This window comes from Bacillus sp. Nf3 (assembly GCF_003028545.1).
Classification (GTDB): domain Bacteria; phylum Bacillota; class Bacilli; order Bacillales; family Bacillaceae; genus Bacillus; species Bacillus safensis.
Genome location: NZ_PYUA01000002.1, coordinates 557450 through 573339, shown reverse-complemented (window position 1 = coordinate 573339; position 15890 = coordinate 557450). Strand labels below are relative to the sequence as shown.

Annotated in this window: 16 protein-coding genes; 2 read left to right on the top strand and 14 right to left on the bottom strand. The window is 42.5% G+C overall.

All coding sequences use genetic code 11. From position 1 onward, the window contains the following. Positions 1–45: 45 nt before the first annotated feature. The 5 genes from C9414_RS07775 to C9414_RS07755 form a co-directional block, all read right to left on the bottom strand. Positions 46–999 carry an aromatic acid exporter family protein gene (locus C9414_RS07775; RefSeq protein ID WP_024422917.1) on the bottom strand — a complete coding sequence of 318 codons (954 nt, stop codon included), beginning with the start codon at positions 997–999 and terminating at the stop codon, positions 46–48. Between the two features lie 120 nt (positions 1000–1119). Beyond that, entirely contained in the window at positions 1120–1842 is a 723-nt protein-coding gene (gene artM, locus C9414_RS07770; protein ID WP_034280282.1) for an arginine ABC transporter ATP-binding protein ArtM, read from the bottom strand. Next, on the bottom strand, positions 1835–2491 hold the full coding sequence (gene artQ, locus C9414_RS07765; protein WP_039179807.1) for an arginine ABC transporter permease ArtQ: 657 nt from the start codon (positions 2489–2491) through the stop codon (positions 1835–1837). Before artQ ends, artM begins: the two co-directional genes overlap by 8 nt. A 115-nt stretch (positions 2492–2606) precedes the next feature. After that, complete coding sequence (locus C9414_RS07760) at positions 2607–3371, bottom strand: transporter substrate-binding domain-containing protein (RefSeq protein WP_107163384.1); 765 nt, start codon at positions 3369–3371, stop codon at positions 2607–2609. Positions 3372–3566: 195 nt separating this feature from the next. Next, complete coding sequence (locus tag C9414_RS07755) at positions 3567–4004, bottom strand: BrxA/BrxB family bacilliredoxin (RefSeq protein WP_024428021.1); 438 nt, start codon at positions 4002–4004, stop codon at positions 3567–3569. A gap of 169 nt (positions 4005–4173) precedes the next feature. Between C9414_RS07755 and C9414_RS07750 the strand changes: the two genes are divergently transcribed. Continuing rightward, positions 4174–5067: a YegS/Rv2252/BmrU family lipid kinase gene (locus C9414_RS07750; RefSeq protein WP_107163383.1), complete on the top strand. Its 894-nt coding sequence runs from the start codon at positions 4174–4176 to the stop codon at positions 5065–5067. A gap of 14 nt (positions 5068–5081) precedes the next feature. Here the strand turns inward: C9414_RS07750 and C9414_RS07745 are convergent, their stop codons facing one another. The 9 genes from C9414_RS07745 to C9414_RS07705 form a co-directional block, all read right to left on the bottom strand. Continuing rightward, positions 5082–5375: a YesK family protein gene (locus C9414_RS07745; protein ID WP_107163382.1), complete on the bottom strand. Its 294-nt coding sequence runs from the start codon at positions 5373–5375 to the stop codon at positions 5082–5084. 66 nt (positions 5376–5441) lie between these two features. Next, positions 5442–6695 carry a dihydrolipoamide acetyltransferase family protein gene (locus tag C9414_RS07740; protein ID WP_107163381.1) on the bottom strand — a complete coding sequence of 418 codons (1254 nt, stop codon included), beginning with the start codon at positions 6693–6695 and terminating at the stop codon, positions 5442–5444. Positions 6696–6714: 19 nt separating this feature from the next. Continuing rightward, complete coding sequence (locus C9414_RS07735) at positions 6715–7698, bottom strand: alpha-ketoacid dehydrogenase subunit beta (RefSeq protein ID WP_024422925.1); 984 nt, start codon at positions 7696–7698, stop codon at positions 6715–6717. 12 nt (positions 7699–7710) lie between these two features. Further along, entirely contained in the window at positions 7711–8703 is a 993-nt protein-coding gene (locus C9414_RS07730; RefSeq protein WP_039179824.1) for a thiamine pyrophosphate-dependent dehydrogenase E1 component subunit alpha, read from the bottom strand. Between the two features lie 17 nt (positions 8704–8720). Beyond that, positions 8721–10145, bottom strand: coding sequence for a dihydrolipoyl dehydrogenase (lpdA, locus tag C9414_RS07725; RefSeq protein WP_107163380.1), 1425 nt, complete (start codon positions 10143–10145; stop codon positions 8721–8723). Then, positions 10135–11256 carry a butyrate kinase gene (buk, locus tag C9414_RS07720; protein WP_483295686.1) on the bottom strand — a complete coding sequence of 374 codons (1122 nt, stop codon included), beginning with the start codon at positions 11254–11256 and terminating at the stop codon, positions 10135–10137. The genes lpdA and buk overlap by 11 nt, the downstream gene beginning before the upstream one ends. A gap of 33 nt (positions 11257–11289) precedes the next feature. Then, positions 11290–12384, bottom strand: a complete 1095-nt coding sequence (gene bcd / locus C9414_RS07715) for a branched-chain amino acid dehydrogenase (protein WP_003215658.1) — start codon at positions 12382–12384, stop codon at positions 11290–11292. A gap of 26 nt (positions 12385–12410) precedes the next feature. After that, positions 12411–13304, bottom strand: a complete 894-nt coding sequence (yqiS, locus tag C9414_RS07710) for a phosphate butyryltransferase (RefSeq protein WP_107163378.1) — start codon at positions 13302–13304, stop codon at positions 12411–12413. Between the two features lie 123 nt (positions 13305–13427). After that, positions 13428–15500 (bottom strand): sigma-54 interaction domain-containing protein, encoded by a 2073-nt coding sequence (locus C9414_RS07705; protein WP_107163377.1) that lies wholly within the window; start codon positions 15498–15500, stop codon positions 13428–13430. A 149-nt stretch (positions 15501–15649) separates the two neighbouring features. Between C9414_RS07705 and C9414_RS07700 the strand changes: the two genes are divergently transcribed. After that, positions 15650–15886 carry a DUF2627 domain-containing protein gene (locus tag C9414_RS07700; protein WP_039179838.1) on the top strand — a complete coding sequence of 79 codons (237 nt, stop codon included), beginning with the start codon at positions 15650–15652 and terminating at the stop codon, positions 15884–15886. The last annotated feature ends 4 nt before the right edge of the window (positions 15887–15890 follow it).

The window sequence follows — 15890 nt, the reverse complement described above, 5'->3', positions numbered from 1 at the left end:
TCCTTTTTCATTAGATTGACCAATGAAGGAGGAACTCATGCGTCTCTATTCTTTCATCCCTTTAAAATAGCTTTTCAGTACTAAATATTGTTCCATTTCACCGAGGAAATGAAAGAGTGCCGCTCTTGCCTCAAATTCTTCTCGTGTTTGCGGGAGCGGAAGTGCGTCGAATTCTTCTTTCATATCAATGAGACGTCTTAAAAACTTATGCGCTGTGTTCCCTGGGTGAATATGTTCGCGTAAGTCTCTAATGTATTCTGCAATGATTTGTCCATGCTCCGTTGTGACGGAAATCGACGTAATTTTGGGCAGCACACGCTCAATGATTTCAAATTGCTTTTGTCTCATGTTGAAATAATGATAATACAGGTTTTCATGTCTTAATACATGGTTTTCAACATCACGATATGCGAGAGCTTTTGCTTCTTTAATCAATTGATGTGTCTCTGGTATTTCTTTTCCTGTCCAGTCTTGCTTCCCTGTCATTAAGTATTGCTCGATTTCCTCAAAAATTTTAGCAAAGTTGGCTTCAATTTGTTCGCTGTAGCGTTTGAGCTTTTTATCAACACTAGGCATATAGAGGTTCATAATCAGCGCTACCCCAACACCAATGGTAATCAGCAGCAGTTCATTCCAAATGAGATGCAGGGTAATCCCGCCAGACATGTATAAATGGAGAATGATGACTGAACTTGTGACAATCCCTTCTTTAATTCGTAGCAGAACCGTTGTTGGAATAAAGACAAGCAGCATCAAACCGATCACAAAAGGATGATACCCAATCAGATCGAAAAATAAATAAGAAAATAAAATAGCGAGACTGCATGCTGCAAAGCGGGCTCCCGATGCTAAGAGGGATCTTTTCTTTGTCACCTGAATACACAGGATCGTAATAATCCCGGCAGCTGAATAATTTTGCAAGCCAAGCAATTGTGCAATATAAATAGCGATCGCTGTTCCTAATGCTGTTTTCAGCGTTCGGTAGCCAATTTTAAACATGATGTGATTCACTCTTTTCTGTCTTGTTTCCATTCACTTTTGTGAAATGATGAACTTTTTTTACTTTCCCCATTATAATCAAAAAAAGAAGGAGATGTTAAGTCTCCTTCCCTTTTTTCTTTATAATATTTTTTGTAAGAAGTCTTGCGCACGCTGTGAAGACGGTGATTCAAAAAATTGTACAGGGTTTGCATCCTCTACAATTTTCCCGTCATCCATAAAGATCACACGGTCAGCCACTTCTTTTGCAAAGCCCATTTCATGTGTGACGATGACGAGTGTCATTCCAGATTGAGCCAGCTCTTTCATGACCTCTAATACTTCCTTGACCATTTCTGGATCTAGGGCAGACGTTGGTTCGTCAAACAGCATAATGTCTGGTGTCATTGCAAGCGCACGTGCAATCGCCACACGCTGCTTTTGACCGCCGGACAAACGGTTCGGGAAATCATCTTTTTTCTCTAGAAGCCCTACCTTTTTGAGCAGGTCTTCAGCTTGCTTGATGCTGTCTTCCTTCGATTGATTCTTCACATTCATTGGCGCATACGTAATATTTTCCAGCACGGTTTTATGCGGGAACAGATGGAAATGCTGAAATACCATTCCGATGTTCTCACGCACTTTTAGTGCATTCGTTTTTGGATTGGTGATTTCGGTGTCCTTAATTGTTATTACACCGGAAGTCGGCTTTTCAAGTAAGTTGATGCAGCGGAGGAAGGTCGATTTTCCTGAACCAGATGGTCCAATAACCGCTACAACTTCCCCTTCTTTAATGGTCGTGTCGATCCCCTTTAAAACTTCGTTTTTACCAAAAGATTTTGTGAGTTTCTCTATTTTAATCATTTGATTTTAACTTCCTTTCCACCGATTTGCCGACAAAGGTGAGAACAAGCACGATGACATAATAGATAAGACCCGCAAAAATAAGCGGTTCAAGATAATTATACGTGACGGCCCCAGCTTGATAGGCTCGTCTCATGACATCACCCAGTCCGATGACTGTTACAATTGCTGATTCTTTTGTCAGTGTAATCGTTTCATTCACAAGTGCAGGTGAAATATTTTTAAACGCCTGCGGAAGCAATAAGTCCTTCATCATTTTAGCATAAGGGATGCCTAAAGCAACGGCCGCTTCTTTTTGACCTTTATCAATGGCATTAATACCCGCACGAATAATTTCAGATACGTATGCTGCCGAGTTGAGTGAAAATGCCGCTACAGCAGCCCAGTATTGATCGATTTGGAATCCAAGAAGCTGAGGCAGACCAAAATAAATAATGAGCAATTGAAGCACAAGCGGTGTGCCTCGGAAAATTGACGTATAAAAGTCTGCAATCCAAATGAGCGGTTTAAACACACTAATTTTACAAAGCGTTAATAAAATTCCTAAGATAAATCCAAGGAAAAGGGATACCACTACAATAGAAAGTGTGACCTTAAGCCCTTCTAAAATAAAGGGCATCTGAGGTATTACATCTTTAAAATCAAACATGACATTCTCCTTTTTTTTGCCTTCATACAAAACAGGAAAAAAAGTTCAACACGAGTTGAACTTTTCAGCGCTTTTCTACTTGATTTTCTTGAATGACGCTGATTCTTTTCCTGACTTACTTTTCATCAGCAAACCATTTTTTAATTAATTTATCAAGTTCACCATTATCTTTCATTTCATTTAATGATTTATTAAACTTCGCTGTTAAGTCGCTATTTTTCTTGAATGCAATGGCTGAACCTTCGTTTGAGCTGTTCAATCCAAATGCTTGGAAGTCTTTTTCCTTTTTCAAGTAACCAGCAGCTACTTTATCTTCAATAATTGCTGCATCAAAACGGCCTGCTTTGATCTCTTGAATGATATCAGAAATTTTATTACGGTCTTCAACTGTAAGGTTATATTTCTTTTGCAAACCATTTGCTTCATCTTGTTGAATAGAACCTAATTGAACGCCGACTGTTTTATCTTTTAAATCTTTCTCTACTTTAATACCGCTAGATTTCTTTGATACAACCAAGTTTTTAGCATTGTAATAAACATCAGAGAAATCCACTTGCTTTTTACGTTTTTCTGTAGGTGTCATTCCTGCAAGGACAATATCAGCTTTGTTTGTTTTGAGGGCTGATACAAGGCTAGCAAAGTCCATATCTTGAATTTCTAGCTTGTAGCCGTTCTTTTTCGCTAGTGCTGTTGCAAGATCTACATCAAAACCGACAATTTTATCTCCGTCTTTTGATTCAAATGGCGGATAATCGGCTGATGTCGCCATCACGAGTGTCTTGTCATCTCCTGATGCGTTTGAATTATTAGAAGAAGTTCCGCATGCTGCGAGTGCAGCTGCAAGACCAGCTGTCATAAGTAATAATAACCACTTTTTCATATGATGATGCCTCCCAGTATTTAAAATCATGTATTGATTTGAATATTTATTCACTATAATGTATTTTAAACACTTTCTTTTTAAGATGCAATAGTATTTTGCTAAAATTATTTTGATTCTATTGTCTTATAAAACAAAAAGCAGACCGATCTAAAGACCGGACTGCTTTATATTTATTCATTCAAAAGTCATATGTTAGATTTCTTCGCAATGCTCATCAAAAGCGGCTTGTAGTTTTGACACGACTTCCATTGGCTCGTGCCCTTCAATTTCATGACGCTCGACCATTTTGATGATTTTTCCATCTTTTAATAAGGCAAAGGATGGTGAAGATGGCGGGAAGCCTTCAAAGTATTCACGAGCTCTTGCTGTTGCCTCTTTGTCCTGCCCAGCAAACACTGTCAGCAATTGATCTGGACGCTTATCGTAATGAACAGAATAGCCGGCAGCTGGTCTTGCAATACCGCCTGCACAGCCGCATACTGAATTCACCATGACAAGTGCCGTTCCTTTTTTAGTCAGTGCTTCGTCTACTTCTTCAGCTGACGTGAGCTCAGTGTAGCCTGCCTGCTTAATTTCTTCTCTCGCTTGTTTTACAATATCATTCATAAATAAATTAAAATCAATATTCATGTCCGTCCACTCCTTTAGCGTACCATAACCATTTTAACTCCATCATAACAAGGAAAACGCCTGCGGGCAAATGTGTTGTCTTATCCATCGCCTCTTTTTCCGAACATCGTTTATGAGCTGTCAAATTGGGGAAAAGTGATGATAAAGAGATGAAAGGGAGAACTGCGTGATGGCACAATTCAAAAAAGCGATGCTCATTTATAATGGAAATGCTGGACAAAAAAACATGGAAAAAACACTCGGTCAAACAGTGCCTCTTCTTTCTCTACATATTGATGAACTCATTCTTAAACCAACAAAGCAGCCAAATGATGCTTATGATTTCTGTCGTCATATTGATGAGACGGTGGAATTGCTCATCATATTAGGCGGAGATGGTACCGTGCATGAATGTATGAACGGTATTGGCGGCTTAGAAAAAAGGCCAGCTGTAGCGATATTACCAGGCGGGACATGCAATGATTTTTCTAGAACGCTTGGTATTCCTCAACAGATGCAAAAAGCCGCTCAAATGATTGTAGACGGCAAAGAGACAAAGGTCGACTTAATCAAAGCAGAGGATCGATACGTATTAAACTTTTGGGGAATTGGGCTGATCGCAGACACGTCCAACAACATTAACGACAAGGAAAAAGCCGTACTCGGTAAAATCAGCTACTTCACAAGTGCCCTGCGCACACTGCAGCAAACAGATCCTTTTCACGTACGGATTGAGACCGAAGAGGAAAGCTGGGAAGAGGAAGCTGTCATCGTTCTTGTCATGAATGGACATTTTATCGGTACAAATAAAATTGATTTGCCTAATGCATCCATTGATGATGGAAAAGCTGAAATCTTAATTTGCAGAAATACGAGTTTCTCTGCTTTGAAAGAGATCTTCTCAATGAACCGGGAAGAGCTGGAGGATTTCACCGGCGATCTGTCTCTCATTCAAGCGTCCAGTATTCGTATCCACACAAAAGAGGAAATGGATGCTGATACGGATGGTGAGGTTTATATGAAGGCTCCCTCTTCTTTAGAAGTGTTAAAGCAGCATTTGACCTTTATTGTTCCAGCAGAATAAAAAAAAGCCCGACATCATTTTGATTCGGGCTTTTTTTTGATATAGCGTCTGTATAAATATTCAAGTGCATATCCGAGAAGTGTACCAACGAGAAGTGATATTCCTAAAAAGCTATTGGCTGCTCCTTTGAAGCCACCGACAATCAGCAGACAGTACACGATTTGAATGATTGAAACGATCGATATGATAAGCAGTAATCGTTCAGGATGATTGCGTGATTTAGAAATGTACCGCAGAAAAGCGAAGGCAATCGCTGTGATAAACATGAGACCAATCGTTAGAAAAGCAAAAAAATCTAGTCCAGACATATCATCGCTCCTTTCTCCTAGATGTGGAAATCCCCCTCTCATGCCGGGAGGGGGAAAATGATTGTTTTAATAAACAGATGTTTGCTCGTCGATGCCTTCAAGGATTTGTTTAATTCGCTGAAGGAATCTGCCGCATACAAGACCATCTAGTACTCTGTGATCTAATGAAAGACAAAGATTGACCATGTCTCTTGCCGCAATCATTCCGTTTACTATCATTGGACGCTTCACGATCGATTCTACTTGTAAAATCGCCGCTTGCGGATAATTAATGATTCCCATAGATTGTACTGAACCAAATGATCCCGTGTTGTTGACAGTGAATGTACCGCCTTCCATATCATTTTGCTTGAGCGTTCCTTGTCTCACCTTAGACGCCAGCTCATGAATTTCTTTGGCGATGCCCTTAATGGTCTTTTCATCCGCATCCTTAATGACTGGAACAAAAAGCGCGTCATCTGTAGCGACAGCAATCGAAACATTGATCGCTTTCTTCTGCACAATTTTATCTCCGGCCCACATACTGTTCATTTCAGGGAATTCCTTTAAGGCCTGAGCCACAGCTTTGACAAAGAACGCAAAGAACGTCAAGTTAAAGCCTTCTTTTGCTTTAAACTGATCCTTCAGCTGATTTCTTCTTGTCACTAGATTTGTCACATCGACTTCCATCATCGTCCATGCATGCGGAATTTCATGTTTGCTTCTCAGCATATTGGCCGCAATTGCCTGTCGGATCGGCGTGACTGGCAGCTCAACATCACCAGGCATGGAAGGGATGGCAGGAGTCGCTTTTGCTTGAGTTGGCTGCGCAGGCTCCGGTTGAACAGCACGTTCATTGACAGGAGCTGTCTTCTCTTTGACGCCGCCGTTTTCAATAAGCTGCAGCAAATCTTTTCTAGTAATTCGGCCGCCTGCTCCCGTACCTTGAACAGCTGCTAAATCAATGCCATGCTCATCTGCTAAACGAAGAACGGCTGGAGAGTATCGTTTCTTTTGACTTTGATTCTCATTTGTTTGATCTGCTTCAGGCGCTTTGCTTTGCTCAGGTGCTGCTTCTTTCTCGCTCTGCTGCTCGCTTCCTTCAACTTCAATTTCACAGAACACTTCTCCTACTTGCAGCGTTTCGCCTTCCTCAGCCGATAGCTTTGTAATCGTTCCTGTAAAAGAAGACGGGACTTCTGCGTTCACTTTATCCGTCATGACTTCCGCAATCGGATCGTATTTATTCACATGATCGCCAGGTGAAACGAGCCATTTGCTAATAGTTCCTTCTGTTACACTTTCACCTAGCTGAGGCATTTTCATTTGTTCAATTGCCACTTTGAAACCCTCCTCTTTCTTAAAACGCCGCTAGCTCTCTCATTTCAGCTTCTACCTTATCCGGGTTGACCATGAAGAATTTCTCCATTGTCGGCGCATAAGGCATTGCCGGAATATCTGGTCCTGCCAGGCGTTTGATTGGTGCGTCTAAATCAAATAAGCAATGCTCCGAAATGATTGCCGCAACCTCACTCATGATGCTGCCTTCTTTTGTATCTTCCGTTAACAGAAGCACTTTCCCTGTTTTAGAAGCCGCTTCTATGATCGCTTCCTGATCAAGCGGGTACACTGTTCTCAAATCGAGAATATGAGCGGAAATGCCGTCTTTTGCAAGGCGGTCTGCTGCTTGCAGCGCAAAATGCACACAAAGGCCATATGTAATGACCGTAATATCATCGCCTTCACGTTTCACATCTGCTTTTCCAATCGGAAGAGTGTAATCCTCTTCAGGCACTTCTCCCTTAATAAGGCGGTATGCACGTTTATGTTCAAAGAACAATACAGGATCTGGATCACGCACTGCAGCCTTTAAAAGACCTTTGACATCATAAGGTGTAGAAGGCATCACAATTTTCAAACCAGGCTGGTTAGCAAAAATCGCTTCGACCGATTGTGAATGATAAAGTGCCCCGTGTACTCCGCCTCCGTATGGTGCGCGGATGACCATTGGACAGCTCCAATCATTATTTGATCGGTATCTAATTTTTGCAGCCTCTGAAATGATTTGGTTGATTGCAGGCATAATGAAATCCGCAAATTGCATTTCTGCAATTGGGCGCATTCCATACATCGCTGCCCCAATACCTACACCAGCAATGGCTGATTCTGCAAGAGGTGTATCCATGACGCGCGCTTCTCCAAATTGCTCGTAAAGACCCGCTGTCGCTTTAAATACGCCGCCTTTTTTCCCGACATCCTCTCCGAGCACAAACACTTTCGGATCTCGTTCCATTTCTTCTTTCATCGCCAGTGTAATGGCGTCTATATATGACATAACAGGCATTTTTCTTCCCCCTTACTCCGCATACACGTAACGAAGTGCGCTTTCTGCCTCAGCATAAGCTGCGTTTTCCGCTTCATCAGTGGCTTCGTTTACGATTTGCATGATTTCTTTTGTCATCTCTTCTTTCATTTCAGAAGTCATGACGTTTCCTTCGATTAAATACGTTTCATATTGGATGAGCGGATCTTTCTTTCTTGCTTCGAGCACTTCTTCTTTTTCTCGATAGCTTGAGTCATCGTCATCACTTGAATGCGCAGTTAAACGGTAAGAGATTGTTTCAATCAATGTCGGGCCTTCGCCTCTAGCCGCACGGTCTCTCGCTTCTTTGACAGCGGCATATACTTCAAGCGGATCATTTCCATCTACAGTTACGCCAGGCATCCCATATCCAATCGCACGATCTGAAATGCGTTCACAGGCCACTTGTTTGTCATATGGCACGGAAATCGCGTACTTATTGTTTTCACACATGAAAATAACAGGCAGTTTATGCACAGCAGCGAAGTTAGCGCCTTCGTGAAAATCTCCTTGGTTTGATGAGCCTTCACCGAACGTGACAAAGCTGACAAAGTTTTTCTGCTCTAATCGTCCAGCAAGGGCAATTCCCACCGCGTGAGGAACCTGCGTTGTTACAGGTGAAGATCCGGTCACAATTCGATTTGCTTTTTGTCCAAAATGCCCCGGCATTTGTCTTCCGCCTGAGTTTGGATCGTCTTGTTTTGCGAAACCAGACATCATTAAATCTTTTGCTGTCATCCCAAAAGCAAGAACAACCCCCATATCACGATAGTAAGGTAAGACGTAATCTTCTTCTCTATTAAGGGCAAATGCAGCACCGACTTGCTGCGCTTCCTGCCCTTGACAAGAAATGACGAATGGAATTTTACCTGAACGGTTTAATAGCCACATCCGTTCATCGATTTTTCTCGCTAGAAGCATTGTTCTATATATATCAATTGCTTGTTCATCTGATAATCCTAATTCCTGATGACGCATGTTACTCATCATGTTTCCCTCCTTGATTAAAAATGGATCGCCTTCCCGTCAACAGCAAGGGCTGCCTCGCCAATCGCCTCTGATAAGGTCGGATGCGGGTGTATCGTCTGCCCCACTTCCCACGGGGTTGCATCAAGTACTTTGGCTAATCCAGCTTCAGATATCATATCTGTTACATGAGGACCAATCATATGAATTCCTAAAATATCATCTGTCTTTTGATCGGCAATGATTTTGACGAATCCATCAGACTCCCCGTACACAAGCGCTTTTCCAATCGCCATAAATGGGAATTTCCCTATTTTGACTTCAAAGCCCTGCTCTTTTGCCGCCTGTTCAGTGAGTCCAACACTAGCGGTTTCTGGGTGAGAGTAAACACATTTAGATACGAGCGTTTCATCGAGCGGCTTTGGATCTTTCCCAGCCATATGTTCAACAGCAATCATACCTTCGTGGGAAGCGACATGTGCCAGCTGAAGCCCGCCGATGACATCTCCTATTGCGTAAATATGCGATTCTTTTGTTTGATAATGTTCATTCACGACAATGCCTTGTTTTTCGGTTTGGATGTCTGTGTTTTCAAGACCTATGCCTTCGATATTAGGTACTCTGCCAACTGAAAGAAGGAGTTTTTCCGCTTCGAACGTCTGAATGTCTCCATCCTTTTCCGCTTGAATTGTCACGAGATTTCCCTGCTTTTCTACGCTATCTGGCAGTACCTTCGCATTTGTAACAAAGGTGATGCCTTTTTTAGATAATAGCTTTTCCATTTCTTTGGAAATTTCATGATCATCTGTTGGCAAAATACGGTCTGCAAACTCAATCACAGTGACGTTTACCCCAAAATCATTGAGCATAGACGCCCACTCGATTCCGATCACTCCGCCTCCGACAATTAGCATCGACCGCGGAAGCTCTGGCAGTTCAAGTGCATCATCTGATGTGAGGATGTGAGTTCCATCTGCTTCAAGCCCTGGCAGCACCCGCGGTCTTGAGCCTGTCGCGATGATGACCTGCTTTGGAATGAGCATTTCATTTTCCTCTCCATTTGCCATTTCTACGGAGATCGTTCCTGGCATTGGCGAAAAGATAGATGGACCAAGAATACGGCCGATCCCTTCATATACATCAATTTTCCCTTGTTTCATTAAGTGTTTGACGCCGCCTGCTAGTTTTTCGACAATCTCTGTTTTTCTTTTTTGCACATTGGCAAATTGCAAGGCAATGCCGCCTGCCTCAACTCCAAAATCAGCTGCGCGTTTGACGGTTTGATATACTTCTGCACTTCTAAGCAGCGCTTTAGACGGAATGCAGCCTTTATGAAGACATGTTCCGCCGAGCTTTTCTTTTTCTACAACTGCTGTTTTCAATCCAAGCTGTGAGGCACGGATGGCTGCTACATAGCCGCCTGTGCCTCCACCAAGAATGACGAGGTCATATTCAGTTGCCATGACTTGTCACTCCTTTCTTTTCCTGTTGATCATTTGGGTATTCTTTCGGTGATTCTTCTTCTTTTAAAATACGAAGCGCACCTTCCGCTAACGATTGCAGCTCATTTTCACCTGGATACACGACAACATCTGAAATCCAGTCAATATAGCCGCGAATACTTGATGTAATTTGTTTGCTGTACGCAAGTCCGCCTGTTAATACAATGACGTCAACTGCTCCTTTTAAAACAGCGCTAGCCGCACCAATTTCCTTGGCAATTTGATAGCACATTGCTTCATAAATGAGCGCCGCACGCTCATCACCTGCTTCAATCATGCGTTCCACTTTTACAGCGTCTGTCGTGCCAAGATAGCCCGCTAGCCCGCCTTCACCAATAATGCGTTTGAGCATTTCCTCTTGGGTATACTCACCCGAAAAACAAAGATTTACAAGATCACCTGTCGGCAAGGTTCCCGCACGCTCAGGACTGAAAGGACCTTCGCCATGCAGACCGTTATTCACATCGATGACTTTCCCTTTTTCATGAACACCAATGGTGATACCGCCGCCCATATGAGTAATAATCATGTTTAAATCTTCGTAACTTTTTCCAAAAGAAGCCGCTGTTTTTCTTGCGACCGCTTTTTGATTTAATGCATGAAAGATGCTTTTTCTTTCGATCGTTGGCAGCCCTGAAATACGAGCAATTGGCTTTAGTTCATCCACCACAACTGGATCGACAATAAAAGCTGGGATATTCAGGCCAAGTGCGATTTCTCTCGCGATGATTCCGCCGAGATTAGATGCATGCTGGCCGGCATATCCTTCTTTTAGATCTTTCACCATTTGCTCATTGACTTCATATGTGCCTCCTTCAATCGGACGAAGGAGACCGCCACGCGCGCACACTGCATCAAACTTTGAGATATTCATCCCCTGTTCATGCAGTGTTTTCAAAATGGTTTCTTTGCGGAAAGAAAATTGATCAATGATATGAGAAAACGACTTTAATTCCTCATCTGTATGTCTAAGTGTCGTTTCAAAAATAGAACGTTCATTATGAAACACACCAATTTTTGTTGAAGTAGAGCCAGGATTAATCGTGAGAATACGCCATTCTTTTGTCAACAAAAACAAAACCTCCGTTTCAACTCATTCTTCCAATTAGCGACGACTTAAAATATGTTGACCATTTTGCAAGAATTGACTTCTTGATTTGCGCATTCTTTCAATTCGCTCTTCAGCCAATCTGTCTGCCGCTTTATAAGTTGGAATGGCATCACGGTTTGAAATTTCAATCACACGTTCAATATTTTGATAAATGCCTTCGACTTTTTTCATCGCACGATCTGCATTATAGCCATAAAGCTCATCAGCCACGTTAATCACACCGCCTGCATTGATCACATAGTCAGGAGCATATACAATCCCCATTTCATGGATAAGGTCTCCGTGATGCGTTTCTCTTAGCTGGTTATTTGCAGCACCTGCAATCACTTTTGCTTTTAACTTTGGAATGGTTACATCGTTAATGGTTGCACCAAGTGCGCACGGTGCATAAATATCACATGCTTGATCATAAATATCGTCAGGATCGACTGCTTTTGCGCCGAAGTCTTCAACAGCTCGCTTGACAGAGTCTTTGTTGATATCTGTGACAATAAGCTGTGCGCCTTCTTCGTGCAGATGTTTACACAGATTGTAGGCCACATTTCCAACACCTTGGACAGCAATTGTTTTTCCTTCTAATGAATCTGTACCGAAAGCAGCTTTGGCAGCGGCTTTCATTCCTTTATATACACCGTAAGCTGTGACTGGAGACGGATTTCCGGATGAACCAAATGCAGGAGAGATCCCTGTGACAAAATCGGTTTCTTCATGAATGAGATCCATATCTTCTACCGTTGTACCGACATCTTCCGCTGTAATATAGCGGCCATTCAGCCCTTGAATGTAACGTCCAAAGGCACGGAACATTTCTTCGTTTTTGTCTTTTCTCGGGTCACCGATGATCACTGTTTTTCCGCCGCCAAGATTAAGTCCTGCTGCCGCGTTTTTATAAGTCATTCCTCTTGCTAGACGCAGTGCATCCTCAATAGCTGCTTCTTCGTTTTCATACGTCCACATTCTCGTTCCGCCTAGTGCAGGTCCAAGTGTTGTATCATGAATCGCAATAATCGCTTTTAAGCCAGACTGCTCATCCTGACAAAATACAAGCTGCTCATAATCGTATCGTTCCATATATTTAAAAAGTTCCATTGTGTTATTCCTCCTATTACTTCCGCTTAATTTGATGTACAGATGGCAAGCGCAATTGAATAAAGCTTACTTTCAGCTGAATCAGACCGGCTTGTTAAAGCAATCGGCGCCTTGGCTCCTGCCACCACAGCTCCCACCTTCGCATGTGCAAAGTAGATGAGAGATTTATAAAGAATGTTTCCTGCCTCAATTGTTGGCACAAGCAAAATATCTGCATGGCCGGCTACATCACTCGTAATATTTTTATGAGAAGCTGCCGTTTGAGAGATGGCATTATCTAAAGCAAGAGGCCCATCAATCAGGCATCCAGAAATTTGCCCCCGCCGATTCATTTGCGCAAGACTTGCCGCAGTTAAAGTTGAATCCATTGCCGGATTCACGACCTCGACCGCAGAAAGCACTGCAACCTTTGGCATGTCGTTTCCGACAGCTTGTGCTACTTGAACAGAATTGATCGTAATCTCTTTCAGCATATTTAAATCGGGCGCGATGTTCATCGCAGAATCTGTGACATAAATAAAGCGGTCAAAGCCCGGTACTTCGAATGCTGCGACATGTGATAAGACACTTGCTGTCCTGAGCCCATATTCTTTATTCAGTACCGCTTTTAAAAGAATGGCTGTCGGGACATGCCCCTTCATCAAAATATCTGCATGCTTCTCGCTCACTGCCTGCACGGCTATTTTGGCAGATTCTTCGGGAGAATCTGAATGAATAATATCTATCCAGTCCTCATCGATTTCATGCTGTTTCACTAGCTCCTTCAGGTTGCGTTTGTTCCCAACCAGGAGAAAGCGAGCGACCTTTCGCTTAATTGCCATCTTGATGGCATGAAGCACTTCTTCGTCTTCTGCATGAGCCACAGCCGCCGTTTTATTCTGCAGCTGGGCGGCTTTCATAATCAGATCGTCAAGCTTCATATATGCCCACCTTTCCATGTGCTCGGTTCATGTTTTATATGCAAGTTCCGTGCCAGTTTGAAATGCAGTAAAATGAGGCAGTTCGCATGACATTCGTGCAATCTTTTGCAGTTTACATGCATTTTATTGCATGCTATCTTTTGCAAGTTGATATTTATCCATTTTATAGTAAAGGTTCCGTATGCTGATCCCTAACGTTTTCGCTGTTTTCGTGCGATTGAATTGATGCTTTTCAAGGTTTTGTTTAATTAGCTGCGCTTCAAATGCCTCAACAGCATCCGAAAGCGTCTCTCCCTCAAATTGACTGACAGCCAGTTCCTGCTGCTCTTTTTCTTCCTGATCTTCAGACTCCATGAAAGAAATATGCCCCTCATCAATCCATTCTTCTTGCGGGTTTAAAAAGATCATGGCTCGTCCAAGTACATTTTCAAGCTCTCTTACGTTTCCAGGCCACTTATATGATCGCAGTCTATGAAGTGCCTGTTCTGTTAACCCGCGAACGTTCCGTCCATAGTCTAAATTGATCTTTTGGATGAGACGTTTGCTTAACGAGTCAATATCCTCAAGGCGCTGCCTTAGCGGCGGGATAGAGATCGGGTATCTGTTCATGCGATAATATAAATCCTCTCTGAACTTTCCTTCCGCCATCGCTTTTTCAATATTGACATTTGTCGCCGTGATCACACGAACATCGACTGGTATTGCCTTTGTTCCGCCTACTCTTACAATTTCTTTCTCCTGCATGACGCGCAGCAACTTCGCCTGTGTACTTGGCGTCATCTCACCAATTTCATCTAAGAAAATGCTGCCTTGATTCGCTTCTTCAAACAGTCCTTTTTTCCCGCCGCGCCTTGCACCAGAAAACGCTCCTTCTTCATAGCCAAAAAGCTCTGACTCTAAAAGGGTCTCAGATAAGGCTGCACAGTTGACCCGTACAAAGCGATTATATTTCCGGTCACTTTCATTGTGAATGGCGTGCGCAAACAGCTCTTTTCCAGTACCTGATTCTCCCCGGAGTAAAATGGTGGCTGGCGTTTTTGCGCCTAGCTTTGCCTGCTCAAGTGCCACAAGCATTTGCTCACTTTCTCCAATGATGTCTTCAAATGTGTACTTTGCTTCAAGTGTCCGGATAAGCTGCCTTGCTTTATTTAGTTCATTCGTAAGTGATTGTATTTCTGATACGTCATGAATGACGCCGACACTGCCTTTTAAGATGCCATCAACGATAACCGGCGCTACGTTGACGATCACATCTTTTTTATTTGGCCCGACTTTCATTCTGACGCCTCGAACCGGTCTTCTTGTTTCAAGTACCTTCAAATGCATGCTTTCTCCTTCAGAAATATCTGCACCTGCAGGTTTCCCCACAACTTCTTTATCTGTTAATCCAGTCATTTTCGTATAAGCTCGGTTGATCAAGATCCCTTTTCCCTGCTCATCAACAACCGATATGGCTTCATCTGACGATTGAATGATCGCCTCCAGCATGGTTCGCACTTCTTTAAGGTTCGTTACTTCCTCCGCAAGCTCAACGGCATCTGTAATATCTTTAAAGATGGATAAAGCACCTAGCATTCTCCCCGCGTCATCAATAATTGGCAAACGCGTTGTGACAATTTGTATTTGCTGGTTCAGAAATTGTTTTTGATTAAATTCTGGCTCTCTCGATCTTAAAATGTCGGGAAGTTTTGTGTTTGGGATCACTTCTCGTATGTCGCGGCCAATCGCATCTTTTTGCGAACATCCAACCATTTTGGCCGCTGATCGATTAAACAGGACGACTTCTTCGTCCATGTTTATAAAAATCATCCCATCGTTCGTTGCATTAAAAATGCGGTCATGCTTATAGGTTTGTTCCTTTAATATTTGAATTAGCTGTTGTTTTTCTGACATTAATTCTGATATGACGTAAGCCATTGAACTAGGAACAATGACAGCATGCTCCGGCTTTTCTTCCATCAGTTCTTTCAGCACTGCTGAACTGCCTGTTGTTTCAATGATGATATCAATGTCATCTTTTATGTATTCTTTCCAATCCGTTGTCGTATCAATTCCATTCTTTTTCGCTTCTGCCATCCCCGGTGCCTCAAGATCAAGGTCGGCGATCGCAATGATTTGAATCATATTTGTTTTCAGCAATGTTTCTAGCAATGCTGATCCACCCTGTCCCGCACCGACAATCAAGACTCTCTGCATCCCGTTACCCCTTTATATGAAAAAATTTGCACACCATATTTTTCCGTTGCAAAAAATTGCACAACTCTTATATTACCACGTTTTCCTTTCTTGACAAAATATTTTTTGAATTAGACAATGGAAGTAAATGACGTTTAAGGGGACATTTGATGGGGAGAATACTTGCACTAGTGATTATTTTAATACCTGGCGCGCTTGCTGCACTTGGGATTAAGCTGCTGCGTGACACTGTTTTCGGCATCATCATTGCACCATTTCCATTTTTATGGCTGCAAGGAATTGCAGGGTTGTTATTTTTAGGGGGAGGGCTTTATGTAGTGGCTGGCTTTATTTTATATAGAGACCGTAAACGAAATAAAGTGACTGCTCGCTTTAAGCAGAGATAAAACG